This is a genomic window from Natronococcus sp. A-GB7 (genome assembly GCF_029688865.1).
In the GTDB taxonomy this organism is placed as follows: domain Archaea; phylum Halobacteriota; class Halobacteria; order Halobacteriales; family Natrialbaceae; genus Natronococcus.
Map to the genome: position 1 here is coordinate 343,092 of NZ_JARUKV010000001.1, position 20,159 is coordinate 363,250.

At 66.1% G+C, this 20,159-nt stretch carries 24 protein-coding genes; 11 read left to right on the forward strand and 13 right to left on the reverse strand.

Going from position 1 to position 20,159, the window contains the following annotated elements:
• The first annotated feature begins 12 nt into the window (after positions 1-12).
• Together QA609_RS01730 and QA609_RS01735 are read left to right on the forward strand one after the other, a co-directional pair.
• Positions 13-807 (forward strand): 2-amino-3,7-dideoxy-D-threo-hept-6-ulosonate synthase, encoded by a 795-nt coding sequence (locus tag QA609_RS01730; protein WP_278300848.1) that lies wholly within the window; start codon positions 13-15, stop codon positions 805-807.
• Positions 808-945: 138 nt separating this feature from the next.
• Positions 946-1,539: an HdeD family acid-resistance protein gene (locus tag QA609_RS01735; protein WP_278300849.1), complete on the forward strand. Its 594-nt coding sequence runs from the start codon at positions 946-948 to the stop codon at positions 1,537-1,539.
• A 31-nt stretch (positions 1,540-1,570) separates the two neighbouring features.
• Here QA609_RS01735 and QA609_RS01740 read toward each other — a convergent pair whose 3' ends face one another.
• Complete coding sequence (locus QA609_RS01740; RefSeq protein WP_278300850.1) at positions 1,571-2,515, reverse strand: phosphorylase; 945 nt, start codon at positions 2,513-2,515, stop codon at positions 1,571-1,573.
• 83 nt (positions 2,516-2,598) lie between these two features.
• Here QA609_RS01740 and QA609_RS01745 point away from each other — a divergent pair, with 83 nt between their 5' ends.
• Positions 2,599-3,168: a SprT-like domain-containing protein gene (locus QA609_RS01745; protein ID WP_278300851.1), complete on the forward strand. Its 570-nt coding sequence runs from the start codon at positions 2,599-2,601 to the stop codon at positions 3,166-3,168.
• 45 nt (positions 3,169-3,213) lie between these two features.
• Positions 3,214-3,753, forward strand: coding sequence for a hypothetical protein (locus QA609_RS01750; protein ID WP_278300852.1), 540 nt, complete (start codon positions 3,214-3,216; stop codon positions 3,751-3,753).
• Positions 3,754-3,759: 6 nt separating this feature from the next.
• On the opposite strand, the gene QA609_RS01755 is transcribed toward QA609_RS01750, so the two are convergent.
• The gene (locus QA609_RS01755) at positions 3,760-4,434 is read right to left on the reverse strand and encodes an HAD family hydrolase (protein WP_278300853.1); all 675 of its coding nucleotides are present in this window, start codon (positions 4,432-4,434) and stop codon (positions 3,760-3,762) included.
• 154 nt (positions 4,435-4,588) lie between these two features.
• Here QA609_RS01755 and QA609_RS01760 point away from each other — a divergent pair, with 154 nt between their 5' ends.
• Positions 4,589-5,794: a 3-dehydroquinate synthase II gene (locus QA609_RS01760; RefSeq protein WP_278300854.1), complete on the forward strand. Its 1,206-nt coding sequence runs from the start codon at positions 4,589-4,591 to the stop codon at positions 5,792-5,794.
• Between the two features lie 18 nt (positions 5,795-5,812).
• On the opposite strand, the gene QA609_RS01765 is transcribed toward QA609_RS01760, so the two are convergent.
• Genes QA609_RS01765 through QA609_RS01775 form a run of 3 tightly spaced genes read right to left on the reverse strand, consistent with a single transcriptional unit; the run spans position 5,813 to position 7,322 of the window.
• Positions 5,813-6,235: a zinc ribbon domain-containing protein gene (locus tag QA609_RS01765; protein WP_278300855.1), complete on the reverse strand. Its 423-nt coding sequence runs from the start codon at positions 6,233-6,235 to the stop codon at positions 5,813-5,815.
• Between the two features lie 50 nt (positions 6,236-6,285).
• Complete coding sequence (locus QA609_RS01770) at positions 6,286-6,756, reverse strand: hypothetical protein (protein ID WP_278300856.1); 471 nt, start codon at positions 6,754-6,756, stop codon at positions 6,286-6,288.
• Positions 6,753-7,322 (reverse strand): hypothetical protein, encoded by a 570-nt coding sequence (locus QA609_RS01775; protein WP_278300857.1) that lies wholly within the window; start codon positions 7,320-7,322, stop codon positions 6,753-6,755. The genes QA609_RS01770 and QA609_RS01775 overlap by 4 nt, the downstream gene beginning before the upstream one ends.
• A gap of 151 nt (positions 7,323-7,473) precedes the next feature.
• Between QA609_RS01775 and QA609_RS01780 the strand changes: the two genes are divergently transcribed.
• From QA609_RS01780 to QA609_RS01795, 4 genes are all read left to right on the forward strand, one after another.
• On the forward strand, positions 7,474-7,644 hold the full coding sequence (locus tag QA609_RS01780) for a hypothetical protein (RefSeq protein WP_278300858.1): 171 nt from the start codon (positions 7,474-7,476) through the stop codon (positions 7,642-7,644).
• Between the two features lie 89 nt (positions 7,645-7,733).
• Positions 7,734-8,897: a signal peptidase I gene (locus QA609_RS01785; RefSeq protein ID WP_278300859.1), complete on the forward strand. Its 1,164-nt coding sequence runs from the start codon at positions 7,734-7,736 to the stop codon at positions 8,895-8,897.
• Between the two features lie 45 nt (positions 8,898-8,942).
• Entirely contained in the window at positions 8,943-10,154 is a 1,212-nt protein-coding gene (locus QA609_RS01790; RefSeq protein ID WP_278300860.1) for a DUF5305 domain-containing protein, read from the forward strand.
• A 513-nt stretch (positions 10,155-10,667) separates the two neighbouring features.
• Entirely contained in the window at positions 10,668-11,276 is a 609-nt protein-coding gene (locus QA609_RS01795; RefSeq protein WP_278300861.1) for a DUF1102 domain-containing protein, read from the forward strand.
• Positions 11,277-11,933: 657 nt separating this feature from the next.
• Here the strand turns inward: QA609_RS01795 and QA609_RS01800 are convergent.
• The 3 genes from QA609_RS01800 to QA609_RS01810 form a co-directional block, all read right to left on the reverse strand.
• A complete protein-coding gene (locus QA609_RS01800; protein WP_278300862.1) occupies positions 11,934-12,725 on the reverse strand; it encodes a hypothetical protein in 792 nt (263 codons plus the stop codon).
• A 250-nt stretch (positions 12,726-12,975) separates the two neighbouring features.
• Positions 12,976-13,680 (reverse strand): type I 3-dehydroquinate dehydratase, encoded by a 705-nt coding sequence (locus QA609_RS01805; RefSeq protein ID WP_278300863.1) that lies wholly within the window; start codon positions 13,678-13,680, stop codon positions 12,976-12,978.
• Positions 13,681-13,731: 51 nt separating this feature from the next.
• Positions 13,732-14,712, reverse strand: a complete 981-nt coding sequence (locus QA609_RS01810; RefSeq protein ID WP_278300864.1) for a transcription initiation factor IIB — start codon at positions 14,710-14,712, stop codon at positions 13,732-13,734.
• A 215-nt stretch (positions 14,713-14,927) separates the two neighbouring features.
• On the opposite strand from QA609_RS01810, the gene yjjX reads away from it, so the two are divergent.
• Together yjjX and QA609_RS01820 are read left to right on the forward strand one after the other, a co-directional pair.
• Entirely contained in the window at positions 14,928-15,443 is a 516-nt protein-coding gene (gene yjjX / locus QA609_RS01815) for an inosine/xanthosine triphosphatase (RefSeq protein ID WP_278300865.1), read from the forward strand.
• A 188-nt stretch (positions 15,444-15,631) separates the two neighbouring features.
• Positions 15,632-15,865, forward strand: a complete 234-nt coding sequence (locus QA609_RS01820) for a hypothetical protein (RefSeq protein ID WP_278300866.1) — start codon at positions 15,632-15,634, stop codon at positions 15,863-15,865.
• 66 nt (positions 15,866-15,931) lie between these two features.
• Here the strand turns inward: QA609_RS01820 and QA609_RS01825 are convergent, their stop codons facing one another.
• The 5 genes from QA609_RS01825 to QA609_RS01845 all read right to left on the reverse strand — a co-directional run bounded on the left by QA609_RS01825 (position 15,932) and on the right by QA609_RS01845 (position 20,134).
• Positions 15,932-16,549 carry a MarR family transcriptional regulator gene (locus QA609_RS01825; RefSeq protein WP_278300867.1) on the reverse strand — a complete coding sequence of 206 codons (618 nt, stop codon included), beginning with the start codon at positions 16,547-16,549 and terminating at the stop codon, positions 15,932-15,934.
• Between the two features lie 81 nt (positions 16,550-16,630).
• On the reverse strand, positions 16,631-17,722 hold the full coding sequence (locus QA609_RS01830; RefSeq protein ID WP_278300868.1) for an SPFH domain-containing protein: 1,092 nt from the start codon (positions 17,720-17,722) through the stop codon (positions 16,631-16,633).
• A 121-nt stretch (positions 17,723-17,843) separates the two neighbouring features.
• Positions 17,844-19,052, reverse strand: a complete 1,209-nt coding sequence (locus QA609_RS01835; RefSeq protein ID WP_278300869.1) for an SPFH domain-containing protein — start codon at positions 19,050-19,052, stop codon at positions 17,844-17,846.
• Between the two features lie 59 nt (positions 19,053-19,111).
• Positions 19,112-19,714 carry an NfeD family protein gene (locus tag QA609_RS01840; protein ID WP_278300870.1) on the reverse strand — a complete coding sequence of 201 codons (603 nt, stop codon included), beginning with the start codon at positions 19,712-19,714 and terminating at the stop codon, positions 19,112-19,114.
• Positions 19,715-19,768: 54 nt separating this feature from the next.
• Entirely contained in the window at positions 19,769-20,134 is a 366-nt protein-coding gene (locus QA609_RS01845; protein WP_278300871.1) for a hypothetical protein, read from the reverse strand.
• Between the last annotated feature and the right edge of the window lie 25 nt (positions 20,135-20,159).

Consider the following 20,159-nt stretch of genomic DNA (forward strand, 5'->3'; position numbering starts at 1 on the left):
TAGACACTCGCAATGACCACAGGCACCGAGGCACGACTCGAGCGGATCGGTACAGACGGATCGTACGTAATCGTCCCGATGGACCACGGCATCACGATGGGCGCCGTCCAGGGACTGAAGGACATCGAATCGACCATCGACGGCGTGACGCGCGGCGGCGCCGACGCCGTCCTCACCCAGAAGGGGATCGCCCCGCGAGTCCACGACAACAAGAACGGCAAGGGGTACATCGTCCACCTCAACGGATCGACCACGATCGGCCCCGACGAGCAGGACAAACGGCTGACCGGCACCGTCGAGGAGGCGATTCGGGTCGGCGCCGACGCCGTCTCCTTCCACATCAACGTCGGCTCGAACTACGAGCCCGACCAGACCAGCCAGCTCGCGGAGATCACCGCGGAGGCCGACCGGTTCGGCATTCCCGTCCTGGCGATGGCCTACGCCCGCGGACCGGGCGTCGACTCCGAAGACCCCGAGTCGCTCGGCCACGCCGTCCGCCTCGCCGAGGAGGTCGGCGCCGACCTCGTGAAGACGGGCTACAGCGGCGACGCCGACAGCTTCCAGCACGTCATCGAGTCGACTCGACTCCCCGTCGTCATCGCCGGGGGCTCGCGGGGCACCGACCGCGAGACCCTCGAGATGGTCCGGGGCGCGACCGACGCCGGCGGCGCCGGCATCTCGATGGGACGCTCGATCTTCCAGCACGAGGACCCCGAGGCGATCGCGACGGCCGTCGGGGGGATCGTCCACGACGACCTCTCGGTCGACGAGGCCCTGACCGAGTCCGGCCTGGCGCTCGAGGTCTGATCGGCTCGAGAACTCGTTCGACCGTTTTCTCCGCGTTCGAACCCTCTCCCAGGCGGACCGGTCTGGTTCTCGGAGTTACTGTCAGCGCGTAGATAACCGCTATCTCCGTTCGGCGCCTCCGTTCGCCCGGAGAGTTCCATGAGCACACCAACCACCGAACCCGGAACCTACTCGTTACATAAGGGGTGGCGGACGCTCGCGATCGCGGGCGGCGTCGTCGCGCTGCTCGGCCTGCTCGCGATACTACTACCGCTCGCGACAGGTATCGCGATCGCCTTCCTCGTCGGTGCCCTGTTAGTCGTCGGCGGAATCGTCCACGCCGGACACGCGTTCACCGCTCGCGGCTGGCGTGGATCGCTGTGGCAGCTCGCGCTCGCGGTCGTCTCGGTCGGCGCGGGACTGCTCCTGCTGGTCAACCCGGTCGTCGGCCTGCTTAGCCTGACGATTCTGGTCGTCGCGTACCTGCTCGTCGACGGTATCGCCGAACTCGGGATGAGCCTCCGGATGTCCGAGGAGCCCGGCCGGGCCTGGATCGCCGCTAGCGGCGTTCTCTCGCTCGTCCTCGCGGGGCTGCTCTGGGCCGGATTTCCCGGAACTGCGGCCTGGGCGATCGGATTACTCGTCGGCATCAGCCTACTCACGACCGGGCTCTCGATGGTCGCGGTCGCCTACGGCGGGCGCCGGCTCGAGGACGACGTGGCGCCTCCCGCGACCGAACCCCGCGGCGCCTGAGACGCCGCCTTCGCTTTTCGGCCGAACTGCTTCACCCCCGAATTCCGAGCGGATCCGCCTCGAGCAGTGCCTCGACGACCACCGAGCCGACGCGCTCGGCGTTGTCGATCGCCAGCGCGAGACTCGCCTCGGTTCCATCGAAGCTCTCTTCGACCGTCTCGCCGGGCGCCGAGCGGTCGTAGTTGGCGACCGCGCGCACGCTCAGGTAGCGCTCGAGTAGGCCGAACCGCTCGAGGGTGGTCGCCGTCGCGGCGTCTTCCATCTGGGTCGTCGCGTAGGGGGCGACCCCGTACTGCTCGCAGAGCCAGTCGACCTCCCGGGCGTATCGCGGGCCGTGCCAGAACTCGTCGCCGCAGACGGTCGTTCCGAGCTCGACGGTCGGTTCGTCGTCGGGGGCGGTCGGGTACCGATCCTGGTAGGCCCGAACCTCGGGATCGCTTCCGAGGGAGACCCGCTCTGCTGTATCGAGCGCCGGCTCGAGCAGTCGGTTCTCGAGTCGATGCACGTAGTCCCGGGGACGGTAGGCGAGGGTGTCGATCGACTCGGCGGGATCGCCCGCCCGCTTTTGGTCGGTTTCGCCCCGATCCCAGCGGTGTTTGCGGTCCCAGTCGACGACCGCGTCCGCGAGGACGACCGAGCCCAGCGCGGCTCGAGACGGCGGTCCGCCCGCGATTCCCGCCGAGAGAACGTACGTCGACTCGAGGTCGAGTCCGGGGCTCGCGAGCAGCGCGGTCGTCGTCGTCGCGGCGTCGCTCTTACCGATCCCGGTCGTCGTGATCGCGGCGCCGTCGTCGGTGAGGTAGATCGGCGTGTCGGCGCCCGGAACGGCCAGCGCGTCGACGAGGTCGGCTCGCTCGAGCCAGGGCCGGCGCTCGTCCAGGGGCGGTTCGGCGACCGCGACGAGCACGAGCACGGCGGGAGAAGCCGGATCGTTCGGGTCGGGGCGTCGCGGCTCCGGAAGCGAGAGTTCGTTCACGACCGATCGTCGTCGCGGGCGAAAAAAGGCGTGCCGAAGGCGGGGTCGAAATCGTTTCGAGGATCGCGTCCGTCGGTCGAGTCGTGACCGACGAGACCCTCACGGTCGACGACGAGCTCCTCGCCCGCGCGCGGACCCACGCCCGCGAGGTCGTCGACGAGCACGACCTCGAGCTCGAGGTCGGCGCCCTCGAGTGGGCGGTCTCCTCGCGGGCGCGGCGTCGCGCGGGGCTGTGTCGGTGGGACGCCGACCGCGAGGTCGCGACGATCGTCCTCGCGCGCCGGGCCTACGAGCGCTACGAGTGGCCCGAGTTCGCGGCGGTCGTGCGCCACGAGCTCGTCCACGCACTGGAGTTCCAGCGCTTCGGCGAGTCGGGCCACGGCGAGCGGTTCCGCGAGCTCGCGGCCCGGCTCGAGGCGCCCCGGCGCTGTCGCTCGTTCGCCGAGCCGCGGTACGTGCTCCGCTGTCGGGGAGCGGACTGTGACTGGCGAGCGACGCGCCACCGGGCGTCCGAGCCCGTCCGGACGCCGGGCCGATACCGGTGTGGCGACTGCGGGAGCGCCCTCGAGGTCGAACACGCCGACAGCGGCCGACGCTGGGAGACCGCGAGCGGGTACGGCGGCGCGAAGGCCGCGCTCGGCGAGGACTGGTGAGCGGAGCGCGGAACACTTATCCGAAGACCGAGTACAGGTCCAGCCATGGGAATACTCGATCTGATGCTCGGGCGGTCGGGGGAGGGCCAGCAGGGAATCGAGGGCCACTCCTACAAGCTGCCCGAGGAGAGCCACGAGTTCGTCTACCCCGTCGCCGTCCGCCGGACCGAGCTCGAGGCGCTCGCGGAGCTGCTGGCGGCCGACGAGGCGGCGCCGTCGCTGGCCGACAACGCCGACGAGCTCCAGGATACCTTCGACGAGCTGTTCGACGGCCAGGGTCCCGACGCGACCGATATCGCAGCCAGGGAGCAGGCCGCTCGCTCGACGGTCGAAACCGTCCTCGGGACCTGGCGCGGACAGGTCCCCGACGGGGACGACGGCCTCGGCGTCGTCTACGTCCAGCAAGGGGAGTTCGAGGCGATCCGCTCGTTCGTCAAGCGCTGCAAGCAACGCGACGACGGCAACGGCGAGTTCGAGTTACCGGAGTCGCTGCCCGCGGTCGCCGCCCTGCTCGCGCGACTGGACGAGGCGACCGACAGCCGGTATCGCGCGGTCGTCCACACCGACCTGTTGCCCGAGACGTAGTCGCGATCAGACGACAGACAGGAACTCCTCGAGGGAGTCGAGTTCGTACGTCGGCTCGTGCTCGCGGGCGACGTCGTCGCGGCCGACGTCGATCCACGCCGAGTCCAGTCCCATCGCGTTGGCGCCAGCCACGTCGGCTCGCAGGGAGTCGCCGACGTGGATCGCCCGCTCCGGACTCGCCTCGAGTTCGCCGAGCGCGCGCTCGAACGGCGCGGCGTCGGGTTTCGGGAAGACGCCGGCGTTCGGATCGGTGTAGACGCGGACGTCGAAGGCGTCCTCGATGCCGAGCGCGCGGAGCTTCTGGATCTGGGTCCTCCGGCCGCCGTTGGTGATCAGCCCGACCCGACCGCGCTCGCGGGCGTGCTCGAGGGCGGCCTCGGCGCCGGGGCGAAACCGGACGGCGCTGGGATCCTGAACCTCGAGGTACCGCTCGGCCAGCGAGGGCGCGAGCGCGGGGTCGACGTCGGCGCGGTCGGCGACTTCGGCGAACAGCTCGGCGTAGAACTCCTCGGCAGTTTGGACCGTCGGCAGGGCGGGAACGGCCGCGTGGAGATCGGCGGGCGTACAGAAGGGATCGCGGTCGACGCCCTCGAAGGCCCGCTCGAGCACCGCGGCGGGGTCCTGCGTGGGCTCGCAGAGCGTGCTGTCGAGATCGAAACAGATCGCGTCGTAGGCAGCCATCTGGTTTCCGGTACGGTGGCGAGCGTTCTGAACGTTTCGACCCGTGACAGGTGGGAACTCGGTGCACAGCCAGGGATGTCGACTCGACCTTTCGATCCCCACGACTGCTGTCGGATCCGCCACGTTCAAGCCGTTGCCCTTCGAGACTCGAGCTATGACGAGAGCTGTCTGGGTCAAGGCCGACGACGCCGTCGGCGACTGGGACGCCCGCCGCGCGCGGATCACGACCGCGCTCGAGGCGGGCGCGGACTGGGTACTGGTCGACGAGGACGACGTCGAACGCGTCCGCGAACTCGGCGAGATCAACGTCGCGGCGTTTCGAACCGACGGAGACGTCACCCTGGTCGACGACGTCGACGTCGTCGACGAGGCCGAGACTGAATCGGAGCCGGCGTCAACCGCCGAGCCCGACGCCGTCGTCGTCGGCAAGGACGGTGAGGGCGACGGAACGATCGATCTTCCGGGCGATCTCTCGGGTTCCGCCGACCTCTCGACGCTGCGCCGCGAGGGTGAGCTGGACCGCGGTGCGTACGTTCGCATCCTCGCGAAGGAGTACGAGGCCTTCGCCGAGTCGGCCGCCGAGGAAGCCGACCACACGATCGTCGTCGGCGAGGACTGGACGATCATCCCGCTGGAGAACCTGATCGCCCGGATCGGCGAGGAGACCGAGCTCGTCGCGGGGGTCACCAGCGCTGACGAGGCCAGGACCGCCTTCGAGACGCTCGAGATCGGCGCCGACGCCGTCCTGCTGGATTCCGACGATCCCGACGAGATCCGCCGTACCGTCGAGGTCCGGGATGCCGCCGAACGCGAGTCCCTCGATCTCGACTACGCCGAGGTACTCGACGTCGAGCAGATCGGCAGCGCCGACCGGGTCTGTGTCGACACCGGCTCCCTGCTCGAGCACGACGAGGGAATGCTCGTCGGCTCGATGGCTCGCGGGCTCGTCTTCGTCCACGCCGAGACCGCGGAATCGCCGTACGTCGCCTCCCGTCCGTTCCGGGTCAACGCGGGTGCGGTCCACGCCTACGTCCGCACCCCCGACGGCGGGACGAAGTATCTTTCAGAACTACAGAGCGGCGACGAGGTCCAGATCGTCGACACCGACGGCAACACCCGCGAGGCGATCGTCGGCCGCGTCAAGATCGAGAAACGGCCGATGTTCCGGGTCGCCCTCGAGACGGCCGACGGCGACCGCGTCGAGACGCTGCTCCAGAACGCCGAGACGATCAAGGTGCCCACGAGCGCGGGCCGGAAGGCGGTCACCGACCTTGAGGCCGGTGACGAGCTCCTCCTGTACTACGAGGACACGGCTCGTCACTTCGGCGAGGCCGTCGAGGAGAGCATCATCGAAAAGTAGCCGGCGTCGCGGTCGGCGCTAGTTCGTCGGTTCGTCCTCGGGTTCGGCCGGCTCGAGTCGAGTCGTACACCAGTGACAGAACGTCAGATCCTCGTCGAGGGGTTTACCGCAGTGGGGACAGCTCGGTCCGTCCTGGTCGGCGCCGTTGTTCGAGCCAGGCGGGAACCCCATCGACCGGAACGTCGCGTCGATCGCGGCGAAGAGGATGATAAACGAGACGACGAACTGGCTGATCGTGTCGGTCTCGGTGGTGACGACGCTCACCGCTCCCGAGAGCGAGTCGGCGGCCGCGATCTGGTCGGTGGGAAACAAGATCGCCAGCGACGCCACGAAGATACCGCCGAAGGCGAGGCCACGAACCCAGTCGCGAATGAACACGTGGCCCGCACCGGGAAGGAGCACGGAGAGACCGGCGGCCGCGAGCGCGCGGATCCAAGTCATTGTACGTCAACCCGGTGGTGGAGCGGCGTCCTTAACATTCCGATTTCTCGTCAGGCCGACGCGTCCGAGCAGATCACCTCGAGTTCGACGGTCTGGGAGATCGTGACGCCGCTCGAGGAGAGTTCGACGGACGCCTCCGGCTCCGCCCCGATCTCCTCGCAGTCGACCGTTCCCTCGAGGATGGCGGTCTCGCCGGAACCGATGCTGTCGCCGTCCTGCCACAACGTGTTCTCGATTCCGTCCGGAACCTCGAGCTCCGTTGGCGTGATCTCCTCGTCGAGCCGGTTCGTGACCGTCAGCAGCTCCCGCTCGTCCGTCGTAGTTTCGTCCGCTTCCGCGGTCGCGTCGTCCGACTCGGCGTCGTCGTGCTCGACGGCCTCGACGGCGACGTTCGCGTCCTCGTCGTCGACGACCTGAACGGCGATCGAGCGGTCCATCGAGACGACGCTGGCGCCGGCGCTCGCGGTGATCAGCATCGCGACCGCGACGACGATCAGGGCGACTCCGAGGCGGACGCTCATCGTTTCGGCGGCCCCTCGTGGCCGATGCGGTTGCGCCGCAGGTAGTAGGTGTGGACGATCGCCGACGCGCCGAACATCGCGGTGAGCAGGGCGCCCAGTGCGACGGCCGAGAGCTCGCCGATCGGATACACCGGTACCCACGCGAGCGCCGTGATCACGGCGCCGACTCCCGACAGGCCCAGATAGCAGTGGCTCCACGGGATGTCGTCCTCGGGGACGTACTCGAGGTACAGCTGGAGCTTCCGGGCCTCGTCCGTGAGCGCGACCTCGCCGCGGTTGCGGTCGTACTCGATGACGCCGGTTTCGTCGAGCCGCGGCAGATGCGACTGTCGCAACGACGTGTAGACTCGCTTTCGTTTCTTCCAGGGAAGCTCGTCCGCGGGCGTCTCGTACTCCCACGAGGACACCGAGTCGACGAGGGTACGCAGATCGACCCGCTCCCTCTCCTCCCGTTTGAGGTAGTGCAGTACCCAGCGCCGGCGCTGGTTGCTCAACATCTCGAAGACGTCGTCTCGGTCGAGTTCTCCCGATTCGAACTCCTCCTCGTCCAGTTTGCTAACACTCATTCGGATCCCTCCCTCCGTACCCCCGGCGCCACCCCCCGGTGAGCGTGAGGTACACCGGCACGTGTTTACCCACGATATTTATTATTGAGCGCGTAGAGAACAGCTGACTAACACTACAATCGGGAAATAACCCTGAGAGGGGGTGAAAGTCATGATAAAGACGTTCTGGAACTATCTTCTGCAATCACATACTGGGGTGATTCTGGCAGTCCTTGCCGGTTCGTTTGACACTGCTGAGACAGTTCAAGACGATATTGACGGGACGATAGCGGGGGTTCAGGGTCGGCCTGACACCCTGCAGGAACTGCCAGACGTTATCTAACGTGCCTATAGTAAGGGACCACCCGCTCGTCGTCGGTTCCGGGTACGTCCGATCTCGCGGGTGGCGAGGATCCGGACGTGCGGGGGACGATGAGCACACAGCAACAGGGGAACGCACGGAGAGTTGTGAAGTTCGCCGCGATCGGCGCCGTCGCCGTCGTGTTGCTCGCGATCGTCGCGGGACACCTGCTCGGGGTTCCGATCGCGCTCAGCTACGTCGAAACCGGCAGCATGGAGCCGACCATCGAGACCGGCGACGGCTTCGTCGCGGTTCCGACCGCCGTCGCCGGTCCGGTCGAGGAGGGCGACGTGATCGTCTTCGACGCCCAGGAGATCGAGGGCGGCGGGCTCACGACCCACCGGGTCGTCGAGGTCACCGACCAGGGCTATGTCACCCAGGGCGACGCGAACCCGTTCCCCGATCAGGACTCCGGCGAGCCCATCGTGACGGACGGCCAGGTCGTCGCGACGGCCCTCGAGGCGAACGGCGACCCGGTGACGATTCCCCACCTCGGGACGGCGGTGATGGGCCTCGAGAGCGGGCTCGAGTCGAGCCAGCAGCGACTGGCGTCGACGCTCGGGACGACCGCCGTGCTGGGAACTCAGGGGCTGTCGTACCTGTTGCTCGCGTTCGGCCTGCTCGTACTCGGCGTCTCGCTCGCACTCGAGCGACGGAGCGGAGCGACCCGGGAACGCAGTCGGGAGCGCTCGCGCGCGGACGTGTACGACGCGCGGACACTCGTCATCGGGCTGGCTGCGCTGCTGGTCGTCGTCTCGCTGGCGACGATGGTCGCGATGTCGGGGACGACCGAGACGGGGATCGTCAGCGCGGAGTTCGACTCCGATCGCCCCGACGTAATTCCGATGGGTGAGACCGAGAGCCACGAGTACGAGCTGTACAACGGCGGGCTCCTGCCGACGGTGACGATCGTCGAGCCGGCCAGCGAGGGGGTCGCCGTCGACGAGCGGACGACGCTGGGCTACGGCGAGAACGAAACGGCGACCGTCGCCTACACGGCGCCGCCCGAGACGGGGTACTACCTCCGGTCGGTGAGCGAACGCACCTACTTCGCGGTGTTGCCGGAGCCGGTGATCGCGAATCTACACGGGATCCATCCGTGGGCGGCGATGACCGCTGTGACGGCAGTGCTGACGGGGATGCTCGTGGCGCCCCTGGCCCTCCTGGTCGGCACCGGTTCGATCAGGACGCGCTCGCGGTCTCGCTCGCGATCTTCCGGCGGTGTGAGCGACTGATAGCTATGATTCGATACAACGACTCGAACGACGGGGGGATCGACCGTGATCAGTGACCGACGGCGCGTGCGGCTTCGCACCGCGCTCGACGAGTGGTTCGTCGTGGTGGTCGTCGCCCTGCTCGCACTCGCCCTGCTCGGGGGGTGGGGCGCCTACGGCGCGGTCGCCGACGACGGCGACGAGGAGTTCGAACAGCGAACCGTCGAGGCGTGGTCGACGACCGGCGGTTTCGACCATAGCGCGACCGTCCAGGAGGAAAACGAGGTGTTCCCGGTCGGCACCGAGCTCTCGGATCGCTCGATGTACTTCGCCGAGATCGCACCCGAACTCGAGGCGACCTTCACCTACGGGTACGATGCGCCCGACGGCGACGTCGCGGTCTCGCTCGAGGCCGACCGCGTGATTCGGTCGGTCGGCGAGACCGACGACGAGGAGGTAGTCGAGTACTGGGCGGTCAACGAGACGATCGCCCAGGAGGAGACCGAGTCCCTCGCGCCCGGCGAGGAGCAGACGGCGTCGTTCGCCGTCGACGTGCCCGAAACGGACGCGGAGGCCGAGGCGATCCAGGAGGATCTCAACGAATCCGCGGGTGACCTCGAGACGGTCGTCGAGGTCCAGGTGGCGATCGAGGGGACGATCGACGGCGAGTCGGTCGATCGCGTCGACAGCTACGAACTGGTTCTCGAGCCCGACGACGCGACCTACGCGGTCGAGGCGCCCGCAGCCGAGGAACGGAGCGAGGAGCGAACCGAGGAAGTCGCGGTCGCGGGGAGCTCCGGCTTCGGCGGGCTCGGCGCCGTCGTCCTCGCCCTGCTGGGGCTCGGCTCGGTCGCGGCCCTGGGCGTCCTCGGCACCGCTCGGCGGAAGGGCACCCTCGCGCCCTCGGCGGCCGAACTCGAGCGCATCAATGAACGGTACGAGCGCGAGGAGTTCGACGACTGGATCTCCCGGGGTCGGCTTCCGGCCGACGTCCGGCAGCGTTCGCGGATCGAGATCGCGACCCTCGAGGACCTCGTGGACGTCGCCGTCGACTGCGATCGGCGCGTGCTCGAGGACGAGCGCGACGGGCGGTACTACGTCGTCGACGGGGAGGCGGTGTACGTGTACGCGCCCGAAGGGCTCGAGGACGGAGAGAGCGAGGGCGAGGGCCAGGTCCTCGAGCCCGATCCCCAAGAAGCCGAGGAGCCGACGGTCATCGGTGACGGGTCGGGTGAGGAGAGCGGGCTCGAGGGCGACAGCGACGACACCGACTCGTAGCGACGGTCCTCTTTTACTTGCTTCGCTCGAGTGACGGGAGACTGGAGATCATGGAGTGTGATTGCTCATTGTCTGGATCCTCGTAACGTGCCGACGATTCGGACAGTTCGTTCCTCAATTGTAGGTGGTTGCATGCTTGAGAGCGTTGCTCGAGCCGCATCGCTCGCACCTTCCTGTCAGCCACAACTGTTGTTCACCTCCGACACGGAGGGCCTGCGGTAGTTCGCTCGACCGAGGACGCGACCGATCCGGACTGCAGGCCGATCCACTCGCCGCGGTACGTCCCGGTTATCGTTCTCCTGACCGCCCGTACTTTTCGACGAGACTTCCACACGGCGATACTACCGTCCTGCAGGCTCGATACGCCGAATCTGCTGCCAGTGTATACAAAAGGGGTGTGCTATCGATGGCCAGAATGCATGCGCTCGAAGACGACGCCGCGATGGCGAACGACGATCGGTCGGCGGCTCGAGCGCGCAACAACTGGTGTTACCCATGGAACGACGTAAATTTATGATCGGTGCTGGGAGTACAGCTGTTGGAGCAAGCGCGCTTGTTGGCTCGGGTGCAGTAAGTCAAATGTCCTCGGGTCCCAGAGGAGTCTCAGTCGATGTCGTTGACGACGATGAGGGTTACATTGCCCTACAACCAAGGTCGGATGACCCATACGACGGACAGCGAAATGGTAACTTCGCAGACATTGGTGAAGATGGGAAGCTGTACCTTGATTTCACTAGTGACAATCCCACGAGTGCCCGGAGCGGTGATCCCGAAGAAGGAACTGGTCTCGGTGGAAAAGGTGTCAACCCTCAGTCTGTGTACTTTTTCGACGGTGTTTTCGATATAAGAAACCTCGCTAACGACACCGGAAGCGGAGTTGGAGAACAGGATATCTGGATCGAGAACGATGAACTTGATGAACTCACGTTTTATCATCTCAAGTCTGGAAACAGGGCAAATATCGAAGGACAGTCCAACTCAGTCGATATCAGTCCTGGTGATGCACTCCCAATCGGCGTGAAAATTGATGCGTCCGATCTGGAGTCGGGAGATGAGCTTGAGGGAGACATTCAGGTCCATTCGAAGGGTGGATCTTCCACGACGTACGGCCAAGACGTCTAAAATAACACATACACCTTCTTTGTTGGTATAGATCTCTTTTAGACACCGGCTTGTTGGTAGTTATCAATCAGCGTCATTTATTTGGTGAATCTCATAGCGCCGAAGACAACGGTTTTTGAACAAAATGTCAGGTAATCAGCCACCTTTGCTTAAGCGGATGCTGAGTCGAGATACGCGACGGTTCTTGTCAGCGTCTCAAGATTGTGGTATTCCAGTGGCGTCACCTCCTTGAGATCGATGGCCATGTGATCAGTATTCGAACAGTAAACTGACGCCGCGGTTCGTATGTAATGTCCAACCCCCCATCGGAATCGTCTTCACCGTCGTTCGGTCACCGACAGCAGCGTAGGGACGAGCCTGCGCAGCACTGTCATCGGTCCACCTCCAAGTCTTACTCCTCGAGTCGGCGGGATCGATGTCAGCCCTGTCCCTGAGCTCGGTAGTCGCACTGGCATGCCTCGCGAAGACAGCCACAGGTCCGGACCAGTACAGTACGACACGGAGCAGTGATCCGACAACGGCTGAGGCGTGTTCCAGTTTCCCTCTGGACCAGTACTGGACGAATCGGAATTTCGTTCTCTCGGCTTCACAGAGTGCCGAATTATCTTCACCACAGTTTTCGGGGTAGCTCTCTGGACGGTCCTCCGATGTGGCGACTCAGCCTCCGATCTCGAGGACCCGATCGTCACACTCCTCGCAGGTCGCCGCGAGGACGTCGTACCGGCGACAGCAGGACTCGAGGACCGCCTGATCGAAACTCACGGTGCCGCCGCAGGTCGGACACCACTCGAGGAACAGCCGCAGTGCCCCGAGGACCTCGCTGCGCCGGCCGAGAGGAAGCTCGTTCCAGCTCTCGACCCGATCCTCCAGCAGCCTGGCGCCGGCCACGTCCGCGACGAACGCCGACCGAGACTCCCACTGCCCGAGCCGCTCGCCGTCGACCACGGCGACGAACGCGGTGCCTTGCCGGCGGATCTCGAGTTCCGACGGCGGAATGCCGACGAGTTCGGCCAGTCCGTCTCGATCCGCGTTTCTCACGTCGACGGCCGTACACTCCCGTCGCCACGCCCGTTCGAACGTCGGCTCGAGGACCAGATCGTCGACGACCGGATCCTCGAGCACGACGCCGATCTCCCGGAGATACTGGTCGATCTCCAGCTCCGCGGCCGAGGTCGGAGTCGACTCCGAGGACGTTTCGAACCGCTCGGGCATCCGATCTGGAAAGGAGCACTTCGTCAGCCTCGGTGTTCCGGGAACGAGGGAGCCACGAAACCATATCGCCGCGACGGCGACGACGAACAGCACGATACCGGCGATCGGAACGGCGAGGCCGACGACGACCGCCACTACCGCTACGATCGCCAGGTTGAGGACGGTACACGGGATACACCTGTTCTCGCCGGCATGCTCCGAGCGGGTGGCTCGCTCGAGCAGCGTATCCCCTGTCATACGCTCGTTTGGGTCCTCGGCAAAATATGTATGATTGCTCTACCGGGGTCGGCCGCGCTCCTCTCACGCGGGCCCCTCAAACGACACTACTGGCGCCCGATCGGTGCCGTTCGGCTGTTTGAGTGTTCCTCCGTGGCGTTCAAGCGGAGGCAGACGAACGACAAGGTGATCGTGTAGCGTTTCAAGCCCCGGCTCCAGCGCTGGAAGCGCCGCTTTTCGTGATCGGTGAAAGCCGCTGGGAGCTGTTCGCTCAGTTTTCTGCCGTCGATCCGTCGAGATCGGCCACGAGCCTCGAGAGCGTCTCGAGGTCGTACTGTCCGGGCGCGGTCGCCTCGGCGGGGTCGACGGGCGCGTAGCCGATCTTCGAGCCGTACACCGGCGCGACGGCTCGCGTGTGCCGTCCGACCTCGCCCATCGCCATCGTCGCCACCCGATCGCCGTGGTACGCGAGCTGTTCGGTCGCCGACAGCAAGGCGATCGTGTCGGCTTTCGACTCTGCCGTCACAGCCAGCTTCGCGACGTCGGCGTACTTGCCCGCCTCGGTCAGCGTCGAGACCAGCTCGCCCCGGGGCGGCGTCCCCTCGAAGTCGTGCGAGGACGCGACAACCGAGACGTCCCGCTCCCGGGCGGTCTCGAGAACCGTCTCCGCCTCCCCGTCGAGGATCGACTCGAGTTCGACGTCGATCGCGCCGACGGCGTCGAACGCGGTCGCCTCCGAGAGGGCCTCGAGCCGGCCGTCGTCGTCGCCGTCCCACTCGCCGCCCTCCCAGGCGGCGCGATTGGTCGCGATAATCGGGAGATCGCCGTCGTACCCCTCGAGATCCTCGAGGGGGTCGTCGGTCAGGTCCATCCGGAACTCGACGGCGTCAGCGTGCTCGCGAGCGGTCGGCTCGTCGGCGTCGGCGAGGTCGGCGGTCGCGGCCGCAAGCGTGAACGAGTCGAAATCGATACCCATAGCTGTTCGGAGCTGAGAACGGGACGGCGAAAAACGGTGTCGGTCCGGGAGTTACGCCATGCCGAGGGTTTCCTCGGCCTCGAGCAGCTCGTGGTATCGATTCCGAATAGTGACCTCGGAGATGTCGGCGACGTCGCTCACCGCGGCCTGGGTCGTCTTCTCGTTGGTGAGCAGTGCGGCGGCGTACACCGCGGCGGCCGCGAGGCCGACGGGCGACTTCCCCGAGTGGACGCCCTTCTCTTTGGCGTTCTGGAGCAGGCCGCGGGCGCGGTGTTCGGCCTCGTCGGAGAGCTCGAGTCCCGACGCGAAGCGGGGGACGTAGCTCTCGGGGTCGGCGGGCTGGACCTCGAGGCCGAGCTCGCGGACGACGTAGCGGTACGTGCGGGCGATCTCGTTTTTCTCGACGCGGGAGACGTCGGCGATCTCGTCCAGCGAGCGCGGAACGCCGGCCTGGCGTGCGGCGGCGTAGACGCAGGCCGTCGAGACGCCCTCGATCGAGCGGCCGGGAAGGAGGTCCTCGTCGAGTGCGCGTCGGTAGATCACCGAGGCGGTCTCGCGGACGTTCGTGGGCAGTCCCAGGGCGCTGGCCATCCGGTCGATCTCGCCGAGCGCCTGCTTGAGGTTGCGCTCCTTGGAGTCACGGGTGCGGAAGCGCTCGTTCCACTTGCGGAGCCGCTGCATCTTCTCGCGCTGGCGTGATCCCAGGGAGTTGCCGTAGGCGTCCTTGTTGCGCCAGTCGATGTTCGTCGAGAGCCCCTTGTCGTGCATCGTGTTCGTCGTCGGTGCACCGACGCGGGACTTCTCGTTTTTCTCGGTGGCGTCGAAGGCGCGCCACTCGGGGCCGCGGTCGACGGAATCCTCCTCGACGACGAGGCCACAGTCCTCACAGACGGTCTCGCCGTGCTCGTCGTCGACGACGAGGTTGCCCGCACACTCGGGACAGACGACGTCGCTCTCCTCGCTCTCGGTCGTCTCCTCGCTCGTTTCGTGTTCGCTACGTCGGACTCTCGTGCTCGGTGATGCGTTAGTCATGGGATGACGGGTACTGCCCGGGAAGTCGCGTACAGAATCCGGACGGAGTTGCTACCTACTCGGTTCCGAGACACCGGAGTTAATGGTTTCGAAATCGCCGCCGTTCTCCGCTCGAGACCCGTTCTTCGTCAAAATCCGTGTAGAACTCGTGGCCGTGACCGTTCGGACTCGAAACGAAACGGGAGTTCCAAACGGTTCCGCTCCGAGCCCCGGGTATGGACGTCGCAGTCGGGAGCACGAACCCGGTCAAGGTCGAAGCGGTCGAACGAACGCTCGAGCGGTACGATCCGACGGTCACCGCCGTCGCAGTCGACTCCGGTGTGTCCGAACAGCCCCGCTCGGTCGCCGAGACGGTTTCCGGCGCCGAGAACCGCGCCCGCCGGGCCCTCGAGGCGACCGACTGCGAGTACGGGGTCGGTCTCGAGGGTGGCGTTGCCCGGGTGGAGGGGACGCCGGGTCTCTCCCTGGTCATGTGGGGTGCGGCGACCGACGGCGACCGCATCGAGCGGGGAAGCGGGCCGACGCTTCGGCTTCCCGACCGTATCGCGGGACGGCTCGAGGGCGGCGAGGAGCTCGGTCCGGTGATGGACGACGTGCTCGGCCGGGACGACGTCGCCGAAACTGATGGTGCCGCGGGCGTGCTCACGGGCGGGCTCACCGACCGAACGCGGGCGCTCGGCCAGGCGGTCGCCTGTAGCGTCGGCCCGCTCCTGACGCCGGCATACGAGTAGCCGCACCGGTAGCACCGTATTGAAGTTGCTCCCGCGGACAGTCGTCGATCCGGACCGATTAGCCGACCGTACCAACGCGTCGTTTCGGCCCCCGAATTCCGTCGTTACTTTCCGAGTAATCGCCAGACGAGAGTGAGTTAACCGGTCGTACCAAACCCCCTAAGAGCGTTCCCGGCGTGGCACGTCGTATGAGCACCGCAACGGCGACCGACCTCACGAGCAAACAGCGCCAGATCCTCCGGTATCTCCGGGAGCACGCGGCGACGAAGACCTACTTCAAGTCGCGGCTCATCGCCCAGGAGCTGGGGATGACGGCGAAGGAGGTCGGGTCGAACATCACCGCGCTCCAGGAGAGCGACTCCGGCGTCGAGATCGAGAAGTGGGGCTACTCCTCGAGTACGACCTGGAAGGTCAGCCTGTAGCGAGTCGAGACAAGGCGGCGGCTGGAGCGTTCTATCCTGCGAGCAGTAACCGCTCGAGTCGCCTCGCTACCCGTCGTAGGCGACGAACTGGTCGGCGTTGCGCGCGAGTCGGCGCGCGCGCTCGCCGAAGGAGTCGGCGTGGCGAACGACGAGCACGAGGACGGTCTCGGGTCGCTCGACCGCGTACCCGTCCTCGCGAGAGAGCAGGCCGGCCCCCTCGAGTTCGCCGGCGTACTTGCTCACCGTCGGTGCCGAGACTCCGAGGGCGTCAGCGAGGTCGCCGGCCGTCGACTCCGAGGACAGCAACAGTTCGATCAGCATTCCCCGCGGCGTGTCCCGGCGGAGATAGCCCAATGCACGTTTCTCGAACTCGTCGAACCGGTCGGCGGGGACGAACCGCTTGTAGTCGCCGTCCCGGTAGCGCTCGATGGCACCCCGCTCCTCGAGCTGGCGGAGGTGGTGTTGGGTCTCGCCGGTGCCCAGCTGCAGATCGTCGCGGATCTTCGAGAAGTGGGCGCCGGGCGTCGTCGAGAGATAGCCCGAGATCGCGTCGCGAGCGTCGCTCTCGCCAGTGTCGGCGCTCGCGGTTTCCGAGAGGCCCGCCACCGGTGCGGTAGCACCGAGTGCGGCGAACCGACGCAGGGTCGATCGCTTGTCGTCGTCGACCCCTTCGGACGATGTCATAACTCCTACCGTCTGCAATGTGATCCGCGGTAAAACAGGTTTCGCTCCGTCTCGACTCTCAAGACCGGCCGCGATACCGACTCAGTCGGTAGTCTGTGAGGGATCGGCCGCGTCGTTCCCTGCGGGCGACGGCTCCTCGTCGATCTCATCGAACTCGATCGCCGAGTCTGCCTCGAGCTCCGCGTCGATCTCGCCGAGGATCTCGGCGATGTCGTCGAGGCCGATCAGCTCGCGGGTCTCCTCGGAGAACTCGAGGCTCTCGAGGCGATCGCCGTCTTCCTCGACGTCGCTGCCCGAGAGGTGTTTGCCGTAGCGCCCGACCATCGAGGTCAGCTCCTGGGGCATGACGAAGGTGGTCGACTCGCTCTGGCCGATCCGTTCGAGCGTCTCCATTCCCTGATCGATGATGGCGCGTTCGCCCATCGACTCGGCCGAGCGCGCCCGCAGGACCGTCGAAATCGAGTCACCCTGCGCTTCCAGGATCTGGCTCTGCTTCTGACCCTGTGCGCGGATGATCTCGCTTTGCTTGTCACCTTCCGCCTTCTCGACGGCGCTGCGGCGTTCGCCCTGGGCCTCGAGGATCATCGCGCGCCGTCTGCGCTCGGCGGAGGTCTGTTTCTCCATCGACTGCTGGACGTCCTTCGAGGGGTTCACCTCTCGAACTTCGACCGACTCGATCCGAATGCCCCATTCGTCTGTGGGTTCGTCGAGCTCCTGGCGGATCTTCGCGTTGATCTCTTGGCGGCGGTTTAGCGTGTCGTCGAGCTCCATGTCGCCGATAACGGCCCGCAGGGTCGTCTGGGCGAGATTCGAGACCGCGCGCTCGTAGTCGTCGACCTCGAGGAACGCGCGCTTGACGTCCATCACGCGCATGTAGATGACGGCGTCGGCCGTGACGGGCGAGTTGTCCCGCGTGATCGCCTCCTGGCGCGGGACGTCGACCGTCTGGGTCCGCATGTCGTAGCTGTAGGTGTTCGAGACGAACGGCGGGACGACGTTGATCCCCGGCTCGAGCAGCTTGCGGTACTCGCCGAGGACGGTCAGCGCTTTCTTCTCGTAGGCGTCGACGATGACGATACTGCTCCGGAGGACGATCGGAACGAGCAACAACACCAGTAGTCCGATCGCCAGTCCGGCGACGGTCGTCGCCAAAAGCGGCGTAAGTAGAGACATAGTTCTACGACGCAATCAACACTCCAAAAGTGTTTCTACTACACTGATATCTGTGGTGACGTCGAGTGGTGCGAAAACGGGGTCGGCGCGCCGATAAAAAAACCGCGTACCGAGCCGAGTGCTAGTTGTTCGCGCTTGAGTCGTCGACCGGGGACTGAGCGTCGTCGTCGGGCTCAGTGGCGTCGGCCGCGGGCTCGGTCGTTCCGCCGTCGGTCTGCTGGAACTCCTGGTCCATCTCCTCGATGACCTCGTCGGGGTCGGAGATCTCGGCGGGATCCTGGCCCTCCTTGATCGCCTGGGCCTCCTGTTCCATCGCCTCGACGTCCATCTCGGCCTCCTGATCGATCTCACCGATGATCTCGGCGATGTCGTCGAGGCCGATCAGCTCGCGGGTCTCCTCGTCGAAGTCGAGGCTCTCGAGCTGGTCGCCGTCTTCCTTGATGTCGCTACCCGAGAGGTGCTTGCCGTAGCGCCCGACCATCGAGGTCAGCTCCTGTGGCATGACGAAGGTGGTCGACTCGCTCTGGCCGATCTGTTCGAGCGTCTCCATTCCCTGATCGATGATGGCGCGTTCGCCCATCGATTCGGCGGACTTCGCCCGCAGGACCGTCGAGATCGAGTCACCCTGCGCTTCCAGGATCTGGCTCTGCTTCTCACCCTGTGCGCGGATGATCTCACTCTGCTTGTCACCTTCCGCCTTCTCGACGGCGCTGCGGCGTTCACCCTGCGCCTCGAGGATCATGGCACGGCGTTTCCGTTCGGCGGAGGTCTGTTGCTCCATCGCGCGCTGGACGTCCTTCGAGGGATTGACCTCTCGAACTTCGACGCTCTCCACTCGAATACCCCACTCGTCGGTGGGTTCGTCGAGCTCCTGGCGGATCTTCGCGTTAATCTCCTGGCGCTTGTTGAGCGTGTCGTCGAGCTCCATGTCGCCCAGCACGGCACGCAGGGTGGTCTGGGCGAGGTTCGAGACGGCCTTCTTGTAGTCGTCGACCTCGAGGAACGCCTTCTTCGCGTCCATTACCTTGATGTAGACGACGGCGTCGGCGGTCACCGGGGAGTTGTCCCGGGTGATCGCTTCCTGACGGGGAACGTCGAGGGTCTGTGTTCGCATATCGAACCGATACGTGTTCGAGACGAACGGCGGGACCCAGTTGATCCCCGGCTCGAGCAGTTTGCGGTACTCGCCGAAGACGGTCAGGGCGCGTTTCTCGTAGGCGTCGACGATCTCGATCGCGCTCAGTAGCGCGGCGACGACGACGACGAGAACCAGCGCACCCAGAAACAGCAGTGCACCGCCGGTTTGCATGGGGAGTAATTCGATCGCCATACGTCGATCTTACGGCGGTGAGGGGAAAAACGTTCCCCCAGTCAACATGTCGCAGTCGATCAGCCCGACTTCTCGGTCTCCCGCTCGCGTACCGACTCGTCGGCGTTTGATTCCGCGGACCCGGTTTCGTCGACCGCCGGCTCCTCGTGGCTCGACGACTCGCGGGCGAGCGCCCGGTCGATCTCGTCCTCGCCGATCGAGCCCAGCGACTCGACGGTCAGGACGTTCCCGCCGCCGGGATCGAGGACGATGACCTCCTCGCCCTCCTCGATGGTTCCGCTCGAGGTCCGAGCGCTGTAGTAGGGAGCGAACCCACCCTGGTCGAGTTTGACCTCGCCGCTGCGGTTGGTGACGGTCTCGGTGACGTAGCCCGTCGTCCCGGCCAGGGACGCCGAGTCGGAGGTCTGGGGGGTCCCCTTCCCGCCGTAGAAGTCGAACTCGCGGTAGACGTAGGTCGCGACGAGCCCGATCGCCAGCGTCAGTCCCGCCAGCACCAGCAGGTTCGCCGCTGGTGGGAACAGCATCCCGATGAGTCCCGCACCGACCAGGGCGATGCCGATGACGATGAGATGGGCCCCCGGCGACAGCGCCTCGAGCCCCATCAACACGAGACCCGTCGCCAGCAACACGAGGGGCATATTCTCGAAGAGAACTTCGATCATGCCCGATGCTAAGGTCTCGCCGTGATTAAATGTTTAGTGGGCTCGGCGGCCGATTCAGAACGGCAGCGAGACGACGCGAGCGATCACGAGAAGCATCGCGATCGCTCCCAGCACGACGAAGACTGCGTTCTCGAGGGAGGGCTCGCCGCGTTCGATCGGCGTCGAACTCGGTTCGGGCGCGTAGGGGTCGTCGGCCTCGTCTCCGCCCTCGCCATCGCCCGCGTCGGTGTCGGCGTCGGCACTATCGTAGCTCGAGAGGTCGATCGGGATCCGATCGCGGTCGCCGCTGCGGACTGGGGCGGCCTCGGTCGTGTCCCGGACGTTTCGCACCGTCGTCCGCTCGTCGGTCGACCCCGCCGTCGGCTGCTCCCGCGTTCCGTCGTTTCCTTCGCGTCGGTCGCCGGGGGCGTCGCCTGCCATGCGTCGTGGTTGGTTCGCCGCGGTC

What these genes read in the sequence shown, in the direction of transcription:
- QA609_RS01800 (WP_278300862.1), bottom strand. Translation starts at nt 12,725, where the DNA reads ATGACAGGGGATACGCTGCTCGAGCGAGCCACCCGCTCGGAGCATGCC.
- QA609_RS01810 (WP_278300864.1), bottom strand. Translation starts at nt 14,712, where the DNA reads ATGACTAACGCATCACCGAGCACGAGAGTCCGACGTAGCGAACACGAA.
- QA609_RS01785 (WP_278300859.1), top strand. Translation starts at nt 7,734, where the DNA reads ATGAGCACACAGCAACAGGGGAACGCACGGAGAGTTGTGAAGTTCGCC.
- yjjX (WP_278300865.1), top strand. Translation starts at nt 14,928, where the DNA reads ATGGACGTCGCAGTCGGGAGCACGAACCCGGTCAAGGTCGAAGCGGTC.
- QA609_RS01765 (WP_278300855.1), bottom strand. Translation starts at nt 6,235, where the DNA reads ATGACTTGGATCCGCGCGCTCGCGGCCGCCGGTCTCTCCGTGCTCCTT.
- QA609_RS01845 (WP_278300871.1), bottom strand. Translation starts at nt 20,134, where the DNA reads ATGGCAGGCGACGCCCCCGGCGACCGACGCGAAGGAAACGACGGAACG.
- QA609_RS01780 (WP_278300858.1), top strand. Translation starts at nt 7,474, where the DNA reads ATGATAAAGACGTTCTGGAACTATCTTCTGCAATCACATACTGGGGTG.
- QA609_RS01730 (WP_278300848.1), top strand. Translation starts at nt 13, where the DNA reads ATGACCACAGGCACCGAGGCACGACTCGAGCGGATCGGTACAGACGGA.
- QA609_RS01840 (WP_278300870.1), bottom strand. Translation starts at nt 19,714, where the DNA reads ATGATCGAAGTTCTCTTCGAGAATATGCCCCTCGTGTTGCTGGCGACG.
- QA609_RS01760 (WP_278300854.1), top strand. Translation starts at nt 4,589, where the DNA reads ATGACGAGAGCTGTCTGGGTCAAGGCCGACGACGCCGTCGGCGACTGG.
- QA609_RS01770 (WP_278300856.1), bottom strand. Translation starts at nt 6,756, where the DNA reads ATGAGCGTCCGCCTCGGAGTCGCCCTGATCGTCGTCGCGGTCGCGATG.
- QA609_RS01775 (WP_278300857.1), bottom strand. Translation starts at nt 7,322, where the DNA reads ATGAGTGTTAGCAAACTGGACGAGGAGGAGTTCGAATCGGGAGAACTC.
- QA609_RS01795 (WP_278300861.1), top strand. Translation starts at nt 10,668, where the DNA reads ATGATCGGTGCTGGGAGTACAGCTGTTGGAGCAAGCGCGCTTGTTGGC.
- QA609_RS01835 (WP_278300869.1), bottom strand. Translation starts at nt 19,052, where the DNA reads ATGGCGATCGAATTACTCCCCATGCAAACCGGCGGTGCACTGCTGTTT.
- QA609_RS01825 (WP_278300867.1), bottom strand. Translation starts at nt 16,549, where the DNA reads ATGACATCGTCCGAAGGGGTCGACGACGACAAGCGATCGACCCTGCGT.
- QA609_RS01820 (WP_278300866.1), top strand. Translation starts at nt 15,632, where the DNA reads ATGAGCACCGCAACGGCGACCGACCTCACGAGCAAACAGCGCCAGATC.
- QA609_RS01750 (WP_278300852.1), top strand. Translation starts at nt 3,214, where the DNA reads ATGGGAATACTCGATCTGATGCTCGGGCGGTCGGGGGAGGGCCAGCAG.
- QA609_RS01805 (WP_278300863.1), bottom strand. Translation starts at nt 13,680, where the DNA reads ATGGGTATCGATTTCGACTCGTTCACGCTTGCGGCCGCGACCGCCGAC.
- QA609_RS01735 (WP_278300849.1), top strand. Translation starts at nt 946, where the DNA reads ATGAGCACACCAACCACCGAACCCGGAACCTACTCGTTACATAAGGGG.
- QA609_RS01755 (WP_278300853.1), bottom strand. Translation starts at nt 4,434, where the DNA reads ATGGCTGCCTACGACGCGATCTGTTTCGATCTCGACAGCACGCTCTGC.
- QA609_RS01830 (WP_278300868.1), bottom strand. Translation starts at nt 17,722, where the DNA reads ATGTCTCTACTTACGCCGCTTTTGGCGACGACCGTCGCCGGACTGGCG.